This window comes from Psychroserpens mesophilus, assembly GCF_000826645.1.
Taxonomy (GTDB): domain Bacteria; phylum Bacteroidota; class Bacteroidia; order Flavobacteriales; family Flavobacteriaceae; genus Psychroserpens; species Psychroserpens mesophilus.
The window spans coordinates 20,238-30,901 of record NZ_JXJP01000027.1 but is presented as its reverse complement, the minus strand read 5'-3'; the positions used below and the strand labels follow the sequence as shown (position 1 = coordinate 30,901).

The window sequence follows — 10,664 nt, the reverse complement described above, 5'->3', positions numbered from 1 at the left end:
CTGATGCATCTAATACAACAGTTGCATTCTGACAAATCGCTGTTGGATTTGTATTATCCTGAACATCTACAGTTGCTGTACAAGTTGAAGAATTTCCGTTATTATCTGTAACCGTTAAAGTCACTGTGTTGTTTCCGATATTAGAACAATTGAATGTGTTTGGTGTAACAGTCAAACTAGCTATTCCGAAATCATCAGTACTTCCTCCATCAACATTTAATGCAGATATGCTGGCATTACCACTTGAATCAAGTTGTGCAATATAATTTGTACAAGTAGCGATTGGCGGATTATCGACTCTAAACAACGCTTTAAAATTGGCGCCACTGTTACTTATATAGTAAGTATTATCTGCAATATTATCACTATCATAATCTACTTCAGATCTGGTGTAAATCTCAAGAACATAATCACCCGATGCTAAACCGTTTAGTATGTTGATATTGGCTCCTGATGATTCCCATGTTTGGTCAACACTGGTTCCTGAACAAAAGTTAGAAGTCCCATCATCAATGTTAAAAAGAATTTCAGATGAAATAAAAGCAGAAGGTGAATTTCCTAACAAATAAACTCTATAATCAATAAAGCTATTTAGAATATTATGTGTTCCACATTTATAGGTTTGATTTTGTGCGCCATTTAGTATTAAACTATTAGAAGAATTAAACGTGCCCAGGTTAGAACCTTCAAAATTAGGATTACCAGTATCAACATTTAAATCATAGAAAACATTACCAAAACTATTTAAGTCTAAGATAGCATAGCTTTCATAGATATCTGACTGCGAAAACGAATAATTAGTTATAAAACATAAAATAACTAAATATCTTAAAATGTAGAACTTTTTCATTGTCTTGAGTTAATGTTTCAGCTTTACCTATCTAAGGGAAAATAGCGTAATAACTTTAACTAGTTTTCAATGAGGGAGAAACAAAATTACTGATAATGAAACTATTAGAGACATATTGACGGTGAACTGCTAAATTATTCTTTGTTTACCTACCAATTCCGATTTCTGGCAAAAAAATCCGATAAACAGCTAATAATCAGATGATTTAATTTATATTTAATTTGAATGGTTTAACACTACTAATTTTACATTTCGTCGAACATAAGTGCACCTTAACAATTGTATACTAAAGGTATTGATTATCAGTATGCTTTTATTTATATTCGTATCAACCAACTAATAACAATATGTTTAAAGCTGTATTATTTGATATGGATGGTGTTATTGTCGACACTGAACCACTTCACCATAGTGCTTACCACCAAATGTTTAACGATGTAAATATTCATGTATCTGATGCTCTATATGCTTCATTTACAGGACAATCAACATTTGAAATTTGTAAAGCACTGGTATCACATTTTAATTTACCCCTTTCTCCTCATACACTTGTTGGTATTAAACGTGACCACTTTAAATATTTATTTGAAAAAGATAAAAGTCTGGCATTAATAGATGGTGTTCTTGAGGTTATAAAAGATTACCATGCTAATGGTATGTCTTTAGTTTTAGCATCTTCGGCATCTATGGATAATATCAATCGTATTTTTAAACGTTTTGATTTAGATCAATATTTTAAAGCTAAAATTAGTGGCGCCGATTTAGAAGCGTCTAAACCACATCCTGAAATTTTCATAAAAGCTGCGGAATTATCTGAACATAATCCAGAAGACTGTTTTGTTATTGAAGACTCTACAAATGGCATTGCTGCCGCAAAAGCTGCGCAAATATTTTGTGTCGGATTTAAAAGCCCGCATTCGGAAGGTCAAGATTATTCAAAAGCAGATGTCCTTATTGAAGACTTTAAGGAGATTAGTTTTAACAACCTAGAAAAACTTTTAAGTACAGTTAAATAAATATATTACTTCTTTTTAAGTAATGCATTTTGTTCTTCCATCAACTCTGTTAATTGGGACAGTAATTCTATATCTTTAGGTGTCGCTACCACTTTATTTTTAGGATCCTGAGCTTTATTTCGCAATTTATTCATTCCCTTAACAACCAAAAACACGGTTAGTCCGACGATTAAAAAATCTAAAAATGTTTCAAACAAAATACCGTATTCAATGGCAACTTCATTAACAGTAAGTTCACCATTAACATCTGTTATAGCTTCACGCAACACATATTTTTTATCTTGATAGTTGAGTCCGTCAGTCATTAAAGATAAAGGAGGCATGAAAACCTTTTTAACCAATACATCAATTACTTTATTGAAAGCTGCACCAATGATAATACCAATGGCCATATCCATCATATTCCCTTTAACGGCAAACTCTTTAAATTCTTTTAAAAACTTCATAGGATTTTGATTTGAATTTTGAAAACATCAAAGATATTTCAATACTATTGTAATTACAATAGCATTGAAATGATTAGTTGTAAAACTAAAGCTGTTTTTAAAACTTACTTCTTATAAAACTTAAGATATTTTCTGTAGGCAAAAAATCCTAAAGCAGCAACTATTATTAATGTTACAGCAATATATTGATAGCTTAAAATTTGTTGTCCAGATTGATAAGAATGCAATCCTGAAAGGTAAAAGTTAACTCCAAAATACGTAAATATGATAAAGGCTATTCCTATAATAGACGCAAAATTAAACCCGAAGCGTCCTCTCAACCCAGGAATCAATCTCATATGAATTATAAATGCATAAGCCATGATACTAATCAAAGCCCAAGTTTCTTTTGGGTCCCATCCCCAATATCTTCCCCAGCTTTCATTTGCCCACATGCCACCTAAGAAATTACCTATGGTTAACATGACAAGACCAACAGTAAGTGACATTTCGTTAATAATTGTAAGCTCCTGAATGTTAAGTAACATTTTTTGTTTGTTATTTTCCGTAGTAAAAATCATTAATAACATTACAGTAACACCCAGAACCATTCCCAAAGTGAAAGGTCCATAACTTGCTACAATAACAGCCACATGAATCATTAACCAATAACTATCTAATACAGGCTGTAAATTAGCAATAGCAGGATCCATCCAACTTAGATGCGCAACCATAAGTAACATAGAAGTCACGAATGCAGTAGCTGCTATGGTAAGCATACTTTTTCTTCCGAATGCCAAACCGAAAAACATTGTTGCCCAAGCCACATAAATCATAGATTCATAAGCATCACTCCAAGGCGCATGACCAGAGATATACCAACGTGCAATCAAGCCAGCCGTATGCAGTAAAAACAAACCTATAATAACGAAAACGAGTGCTTTAGTAATGGTATTAATTACCTTGTTCCTATCCTTAAATATTTGAACAATTAACAAAACAAACAATAAAGCACCTGCATATAAATACCAAGAAAATAGTTTTTTGAAAATATCGTATTTGTTGTACAAAATTTCAGTCTTGACCTTATCTTCAGAAATCATCACTTCACTACCTAATTTCTCTTGGTTCCTTTTAAAACCTTCCAACAACTTGTCTGCAGTTGTATAATCACCTGTTTGCTTAGCTTTATATAATTCTGAAAGGTAATAACCGAAACTATTTTCAATAAATTTTCCGTAGATGGAATCGTTTACTTGTGCTTCATATTGCTCTCTGTATTCTATAGGTGAAATCCAGGTATTCTTTTCATCGCCAGGAACCGGAAAAATCTTTAGTGAACGACCTTCAATAGTATTAAACAATAGAGTAACACGTTGATCTGCTTCTTTAAATTCTTTCTGAAAACCATTAGGAACTTGAGTTTTATAAGCATCTTCTAAATAAGGAGCTAACTTGTAGCTACCATCTTCTCTTAAAAAATCTGTAATTGCTACATACTTTACACTTTCATCAACACCAATAATATGCCTGATAGAATCTGCTTTACGCTTTGCCAAATAGATGATTGGAACGTTATACCAAAACAACGGACTCTCCTGCATGGATAACATGACCTGATTTGGATCAAATTCTTCGTAATGATCTAGTTTACTAACTTTTCGCAAAACTTCAGAACTATAAGTGTTCATCGGCATCATTCGTCCGCCATAATCCTGAATCACTAATTCACCAAAAGCATCAGCATGTGATTTAGGAGTAATATTTGCTCGAATTACAGAATCAATTTGTGCTTTAGTTGGTTTAGCAATTTTTATTTCACTCTTTTCATGATCGTGACCATCATCAGCTGTATGTTCCTGAGCAAAACCAGTTAATCCAAGACATAAAAACACTATGGTAATTAACTTCGATTTCTTGTCTTTTACTTTATCCAACATACGCTTCAAATCTGCAAATCGGGTTCCCTTATCAAAAAGAATAGCCATTAATCCAAAATACAAGAGCATATAGCCCAAATATGTGATCCAAGTTCCCCATTGATCATGGTTAACAGACAACATCGTGCCTTTTAAATCTGGATCAAAGCTCGCTTGAAAAAAACGATAACCTTTATGATCTAAAATATGATTCATATAAATATGATAGTCAAAATCGCCATGTTCTTCATCTACGACGGTTACAAGACTTTCAAAAGATGAAAAACTATCTTCAGTTCCAGGATAGACATCAGCATTAAAGTCGTTTAGTTTGATGCTAAATGGTAATTCTTTTACCATAGAACCATATTTTACAGCAATATCAAGTCCACCAACATTAACCTGCTCAAATTGTCCGCTAATGTATTGTCCACCCAAAAGATTAACGCGTTTTGTTTCATTATTAGCAGTTACACGAATAACTACTCCATCTTCACTTCCTCTAAGCATTTGAGAACGTTTTACAACTTCAAATTGCCCTTGAACCACAGGTTTAGGAAACACCATTGACAAATTAGCAATCTGGTATCTGGAGCGCAAAATCAAAGGCTGTAATGAATCTTTCACTAATTTTCCTGTTGCCCTAGTGGCCATAGTCATATAATCACCTTCAAAAGGAGATTCTATAAAAATACCATTGTCATTATCTGTTGTAATATTAACCGCTCCTTTTTTAGGATTATTTAGCGTAAAAACTAAATTATGAATAAGCTGATCTTCCCCATCCTTAAGAAAATGATTATGAGGTTCTCCTCCAGAAGATTCAACAATTTTCAAATAAGACGCACCATCATCACTTGGCACTACATCAATTTCAGCACCTTTAATAAATTTTTCCACAGCTAAGGTTACGGGAGTTCCATTGTAATCGCTTGTGATTTCCAGATCATTATTCAAACGCTCTGAAAAATCAACACGTTCATTAATGACTTTACGTTGCGCTTTTCCATCTACAACATAGTCTCCATCAATGTAAGCCGTAACAAAAATATCTCTGGTTAAAAAATTATTAGTAGTCTCACCTTCTCTAATTGGCATCCAACCTTCATAGCCAATATAACGTGTAATTCCAGCACCAATAAAGATAAAAATGAAGGCTAAGTGCAATGTTAATGTTGCCCATTTTTTCTTTTTATATAATCGGTATCTAAAGATATTTCCAACAAAATTGATGGTAAATAAGACCATAATAAGTTCAAACCACCAGGCGTTATAAATCCAATATCTCGTGTAAGGTGTTGGTGATGTTTCTTGGCTGGCATCTAAGAAAGTACCCGTAATCATTGCTACTGCAAAAACTATAAATAAAATACCAGTGAGACGTGTTGAGAAAAGAATATTGGCAATTTTTTTTCGCATAGCTTTTGATTGAATTTTTCCTTGACTTTTTAAGCTGTGCAAAGGTAACCATTTTAGTTCATTTACGTCTAAAGAATTAGCTTCTAAAATGTGTTAAAAAGTAGTAAAATTATTTCTGTCGAGCTTCAAAAATCTTGAGATACATAAAGGTTCCCATTTTTCGTGCTCTTCGTTTGGCATGTTCTACAACTTCACCTTCAAATAGTTCATCTAAAGTTTGAAACCATAAATTAAGCCACAAACCGAAATGAAGTTCTGTAATGGAATGATTAAATTTCTTATCCACCTTTTCATGTGCTTCAAGCGGATTTCCATAGTATTTATGAGTAAGCTTTTTTGTCATAAACAAACTTGTTTCCCAAAAGGTAGTCAGGTGATTTAAATGATGCTCCCAATCTGTGATGGTATCATTAAAAAAGGGTCCGAGCACAGCATCCTGTCTAACTTTTTTATAAAATTCAGAAACCAGTAAGGTTATATGGTCTCTATTTTGAATGTCATGTTTCATTAAACGTAAAGTTAATTGTTTAAAACAAATAAGGAAATCAAAATAACTTAATTTGTATGTCGTAATTGTATTGTATTTTAGCAGTATGATTTCAGTAGTACTCTTAGGAGCTGGCAATGTTGCCACACATTTATACAAAGCTTTTAAAGCATCAGAACAAGTTTCTGTTAAGCAATGGTTTAACCGAAATTTAAAAAAGATTGAAACCTATAAAAATGAAGTTGAAATTATAAACGACTTATCAAAACTCATTGAAGCTGACGTATATATTTTAGCTGTTAGTGATGATGCTGTTGCCGAATTATCATCACAATTGCCTTTTGAAAATCGATTTGTAGTCCACACTTCCGGAAGTGTAAGTGCCTATGATATCGATAAGAAAAATCGTCGAGGTGTTTTTTATCCGTTGCAAAGCTTTTCTAAATCTGCTCCAATAAACTTTTCTGAAGTTCCCATATGCCTGGAAACGCTTGTGAAAACAGATTATAAACTTTTGAAACAATTGGCTGTAAGTATTTCGAATCATACCAAACGTGTGAATAGCGACCAACGTGCTTCTTTACATTTAGCTGCAGTTTTCGTGAATAATTTTACCAACCAGATTTATCGAATTGCTCATGAAATCACTGAATCTAATGGTGCCGAGTTCGACATGCTCAAACCTCTAATTATGGAAACAGCCAATAAAGTGCAACACATGTCGCCGTACAAAGCACAAACTGGACCTGCAAAACGCAATGATAAAAAAACGATAAAAAAACACTTAAAGGCATTAGATAATGAGCATCATAAGGCTATCTATAAATTACTAACAGAATCAATTAAAAAGACCCATGGAAGATAAAAGCTATAAAGAATACTTACATAACATCAACACATTTATATTTGATGTCGATGGTGTACTTACTGATGGTACTGTTACTATTATGACTAATGGCGATATGCTCAGACGTATGAATATCAAAGATGGTTATGCCCTCAAAACTGCAGTTAATGCTGGATTTAATATTTGCATTATTTCTGGCGGAAGTAATCTTGGTGTGCAAAAACGTTTGGAAGGTTTGGGAATTACAGACATTTATCTTGGAGCTCATAATAAAATAGACCAGCTTAATGAATACATTGAAAACAAGAATTTAAAACTTGAAAATATCTTGTATATGGGCGACGACATTCCTGATGTACCAGTCATGAAACTAGTTGGTTTGCCTACTTGTCCTCAGGATGCGGTTTACGAAATTAAAGCCATAAGTAAATACATTTCTCATAAAGATGGTGGAAAAGGAGCTGTTAGAGACGTCATTGAACAGGTTTTAAAAGTTCATGACAAATGGGATGGTAATTTTGATGCCAAATACGATTAATTTTCAGATTAAGGAAACTCATAAAAAGATTTAGCATTGCACATATTACATCTTATTCGTTATAAAAATATACTACTCATTATTTTAGTTCAACTGTTGATTCGATTTGCATTATTTGAACCTTTCCATATCGATGTTAAACTGGATACACTTCACTTTTTCCTTTTAATTCTGACAACCATTTGTATTGCTGCTGCTGGAAATATTATTAATGACATATACGATATCGAAACTGACACCATAAATAAACCAGATAAGATGATTGTAGGAAAATTAATTTCTGAACAAGCAGCTTTCAATTTGTTTTTAGCTTTAAATATCATTGGTGTCGGATTAGGGTTTTACTTATCACATAGCATTGAAAAAAGTCCGTTCTTTACCATTTTTGTGCTTATTTCTGCAACATTATACATCTATGCTTCCTTTTTAAAACATAGACCTCTTATTGGAAATATTGTAATTTCAGTCTTAGTTGCCATGAGTATTCTCATTGTTGGTATTTTTGACTTAATTCCTGCTATTACTGAAGTTAACCAAAGTACTCAAATTACATTTTTTAAGATTTTGGTTGATTATGCTGTATTTGCGTTTCTAATTAATTTGGTTCGTGAACTGATAAAAGATATTGAAGATGTAAATGGCGATTATAATGCCAAAATGAACACGCTTCCCATTGCTATTGGTCGTGATCGAGCACGATATGTTGCTTTTTTTATCAGTTTGATGCCTATTTTAGCTGTTATATACTATATAGTTACTTATTTATATAAACAACAAATTGCCATAGGTTATTTTTTGATTTTTGTACTCGGACCTTTACTTTATTCCAGTATTAAAATCTATAACGCAACTACAAAAAAACAATATCATCATATTAGCACAGGCTACAAAGTTATAATGCTACTGGGAATGTTATCTTTGTTATTATATCCTTTTATTCTGAAGTAAATAAATTCATGTTAAGCGATAAATTAAAAAACTACCATCTTATTCTGGCTTCTGGCTCTCCAAGAAGACAGCAGTTTTTTAAAGATTTAGGTCTCGAATTTGAAATCCGATTAAAACCTGTTGTTGAAGACTATCCTAGCCGATTAACTCATTTTGAAATTAGTGATTATTTGTCTCAACTGAAATCGCTTCCGTTTAAGGATGAATTACAGTCTAATGACATTCTTATAACAAGTGATACTATTGTCTGGAATGATCACAAAGCTCTTGGAAAACCTTCAGGTAAAGAAGATGCTTTCCAAATGCTACAATCTATGAGCAATAAAACTCATGAAGTCATTACTTCTGTATGTTTCACTACAGTTTCATCACAAAAAACGGTAAATGCCACTACCAAAGTAACGTTTAAGGCTCTATCTGAAGACGAAATCAATTACTACATCGACAACTTTAAACCCTTTGATAAAGCTGGAGCTTACGGCATCCAGGAATGGATTGGCCATATAGGGATTACTAGTATTGAAGGATCTTATTTTAATGTCGTTGGTTTGCCTACACATTTAGTTTATAAAACGTTAAACAGCATGGTTTAGTTGCTATTCATTTGTATTTTTAATGATCTTTTAACTGAAACCTTTACATGCAACATGTTACAACCTAAATACTTTTTTTTAACTCTTTTTATCGGACTAATATTTTCTTGTAAAAATCAAGAATCTCAACAAATATCAAAGGTTGAAACGATTTCAAAAACGGAAGTCACTAACGAAATACATCAAGAAGCATTTATACCTTCACCTGAATTTAAATCGTACTGGTATTCCGGAAAAGCAGAAATTACATCTTACAAACTTGAACAAGCACGTTATGGCGAATTACGTGATGGCACAGCTGTTCTAATTTATGTTACTGAAGATTTTCTTCCTGAAAAACAAGTGAAAGCAGACAACTATAATAAAAGTAATACTCCTGTCTTAAAACTGAATGCGACTAAAAATTTCAACACAGGAATTTATCCGTATGCTATCATGCAATCCACATTTTATCCTGTTGCTAATACGCAACATGCCCTGAAGGTGACGTGTTCTGTGCAGGAATGGTGCGGACAAGTTTACTCGCAATTAAATAACAGAGCGCAATTTGAAATTGAATCACATTCGTATTTTGAGAGTGAAGGCGATCAAGATTTTAACCTAGACAAAACCATTTTGGAAAATGAATTATGGACGCAGTTGCGAATTGATCCTACTTCACTCCCAACAGGAACATTTGAAATGATTCCTTCTTTTGAGTTTATCAGATTGAAACATATAGACTTAAAAGCTTATGAGGCCAAAGCCGAATTAAATAAAGGTTCATACAAAATAACGTATCCTGAACTTAACCGAACACTCACTATCAATTTCAATTCTAATTTTCCGTACAACATAACAGATTGGGAAGAAACCTATAAAGATGGTTTTGGCAAAACTGCTGAAATCCTAACGACTAAAGCAATAAAACTTAATTCTATAAATTCAGCCTACTGGTCAAAAAACAGTAATTCAGATGAAGTTTTAAGAGAAACACTTCAGTTGAACTAATTCTGACCTATCTTTGCACTTTTAAAATAAGAACCTATGTTTTTTGAAACTTATCAAACTGAATTAATCACAACAGGAATCGTCCTCATATTTCTTCTTATTGTGAGACTAATAGCACATAAAGTCATTAGAAAAATTGGAAAGACTAGTGGAATTAATGATGCGCGAATAAACTTAATTTGCCGATATGTTTCAGTGACCCTATTACTTATCGCTCTGCTTATTGAAGCCTTTGTTTTTGGTGCTCAACTTAGAGAACTTACCTTGCTATTCTCTTCCATATTTGCTGTAATTGGTATTGGTCTTTTTGCCATATGGTCTATATTAAGCAATATCACTTCTGGTATTATTATGTTTTTTAATTTTCCATATAAGGTAGGTGATAAAATAGAAATTCATGATAAGGATTTCCCAGTAAGAGCAATCATAGAAGATATTAGAGCGTTTCAATTACATTTGCGATTAGACAATGGTGATTTGGTAACTTATCCTAATAACCTGATGCTTCAGAAAGCTGTTACCCTTGTCGAAAAAGATGCTATTGATGACCTTTTTGATGAAGGTAGCGATTCTGTATAAAAAAATCCTTGAAGTACTTTACCTCAAGGATTTCTGTGCTTAATTTTATTATA

Annotated in this window: 11 protein-coding genes; 7 read left to right on the top strand and 4 right to left on the bottom strand. The window is 32.7% G+C overall.

The genetic code is table 11. The features are described from left to right. A partial coding sequence (locus tag TD18_RS15265; protein WP_040254355.1) for an HYR domain-containing protein occupies positions 1-850 on the bottom strand: 850 nt, incomplete at its 3' end. A gap of 347 nt (positions 851-1,197) precedes the next feature. Here TD18_RS15265 and TD18_RS15260 point away from each other — a divergent pair. After that, complete coding sequence (locus TD18_RS15260) at positions 1,198-1,866, top strand: HAD family hydrolase (protein WP_040254353.1); 669 nt, start codon at positions 1,198-1,200, stop codon at positions 1,864-1,866. Between the two features lie 5 nt (positions 1,867-1,871). On the opposite strand, the gene mscL is transcribed toward TD18_RS15260, so the two are convergent. The 3 genes from mscL to TD18_RS15245 all read right to left on the bottom strand — a co-directional run bounded on the left by mscL (position 1,872) and on the right by TD18_RS15245 (position 6,137). After that, complete coding sequence (gene mscL, locus TD18_RS15255; RefSeq protein ID WP_040254351.1) at positions 1,872-2,312, bottom strand: large conductance mechanosensitive channel protein MscL; 441 nt, start codon at positions 2,310-2,312, stop codon at positions 1,872-1,874. Between the two features lie 104 nt (positions 2,313-2,416). Continuing rightward, positions 2,417-5,629 carry a cytochrome c biogenesis protein CcsA gene (gene ccsA, locus TD18_RS15250; protein ID WP_040254359.1) on the bottom strand — a complete coding sequence of 1,071 codons (3,213 nt, stop codon included), beginning with the start codon at positions 5,627-5,629 and terminating at the stop codon, positions 2,417-2,419. 109 nt (positions 5,630-5,738) lie between these two features. After that, on the bottom strand, positions 5,739-6,137 hold the full coding sequence (locus tag TD18_RS15245; RefSeq protein ID WP_040254349.1) for a group III truncated hemoglobin: 399 nt from the start codon (positions 6,135-6,137) through the stop codon (positions 5,739-5,741). A gap of 85 nt (positions 6,138-6,222) precedes the next feature. Between TD18_RS15245 and TD18_RS15240 the strand changes: the two genes are divergently transcribed. The 6 genes from TD18_RS15240 to TD18_RS15215 are packed head-to-tail and all read left to right on the top strand — an operon-like array spanning position 6,223 to position 10,611. Continuing rightward, on the top strand, positions 6,223-6,981 hold the full coding sequence (locus TD18_RS15240; RefSeq protein WP_040254347.1) for a Rossmann-like and DUF2520 domain-containing protein: 759 nt from the start codon (positions 6,223-6,225) through the stop codon (positions 6,979-6,981). Next, complete coding sequence (locus tag TD18_RS15235; RefSeq protein WP_040254345.1) at positions 6,971-7,501, top strand: KdsC family phosphatase; 531 nt, start codon at positions 6,971-6,973, stop codon at positions 7,499-7,501. The genes TD18_RS15240 and TD18_RS15235 overlap by 11 nt, the downstream gene beginning before the upstream one ends. A 36-nt stretch (positions 7,502-7,537) precedes the next feature. Continuing rightward, positions 7,538-8,449: a geranylgeranylglycerol-phosphate geranylgeranyltransferase gene (locus tag TD18_RS15230; RefSeq protein WP_052461212.1), complete on the top strand. Its 912-nt coding sequence runs from the start codon at positions 7,538-7,540 to the stop codon at positions 8,447-8,449. An 8-nt stretch (positions 8,450-8,457) separates the two neighbouring features. Further along, positions 8,458-9,042 (top strand): Maf-like protein, encoded by a 585-nt coding sequence (locus TD18_RS15225; protein WP_040254343.1) that lies wholly within the window; start codon positions 8,458-8,460, stop codon positions 9,040-9,042. A 54-nt stretch (positions 9,043-9,096) separates the two neighbouring features. Then, entirely contained in the window at positions 9,097-10,032 is a 936-nt protein-coding gene (locus TD18_RS15220) for a hypothetical protein (protein ID WP_040254341.1), read from the top strand. A 36-nt stretch (positions 10,033-10,068) separates the two neighbouring features. Then, positions 10,069-10,611, top strand: coding sequence for a mechanosensitive ion channel domain-containing protein (locus TD18_RS15215; RefSeq protein ID WP_040254339.1), 543 nt, complete (start codon positions 10,069-10,071; stop codon positions 10,609-10,611). Positions 10,612-10,664: the final 53 nt, after the last annotated feature.

Excerpts from the sequence above, each read along its gene's own strand:
- TD18_RS15260 (WP_040254353.1), top strand. The coding sequence starts at position 1,198 with ATGTTTAAAGCTGTATTATTTGATATGGATGGTGTTATTGTCGACACT.
- mscL (WP_040254351.1), bottom strand. The coding sequence starts at position 2,312 with ATGAAGTTTTTAAAAGAATTTAAAGAGTTTGCCGTTAAAGGGAATATG.
- ccsA (WP_040254359.1), bottom strand. The coding sequence starts at position 5,629 with ATGCGAAAAAAAATTGCCAATATTCTTTTCTCAACACGTCTCACTGGT.
- TD18_RS15245 (WP_040254349.1), bottom strand. The coding sequence starts at position 6,137 with ATGAAACATGACATTCAAAATAGAGACCATATAACCTTACTGGTTTCT.
- TD18_RS15240 (WP_040254347.1), top strand. The coding sequence starts at position 6,223 with ATGATTTCAGTAGTACTCTTAGGAGCTGGCAATGTTGCCACACATTTA.
- TD18_RS15235 (WP_040254345.1), top strand. The coding sequence starts at position 6,971 with ATGGAAGATAAAAGCTATAAAGAATACTTACATAACATCAACACATTT.
- TD18_RS15225 (WP_040254343.1), top strand. The coding sequence starts at position 8,458 with ATGTTAAGCGATAAATTAAAAAACTACCATCTTATTCTGGCTTCTGGC.
- TD18_RS15220 (WP_040254341.1), top strand. The coding sequence starts at position 9,097 with ATGTTACAACCTAAATACTTTTTTTTAACTCTTTTTATCGGACTAATA.
- TD18_RS15215 (WP_040254339.1), top strand. The coding sequence starts at position 10,069 with ATGTTTTTTGAAACTTATCAAACTGAATTAATCACAACAGGAATCGTC.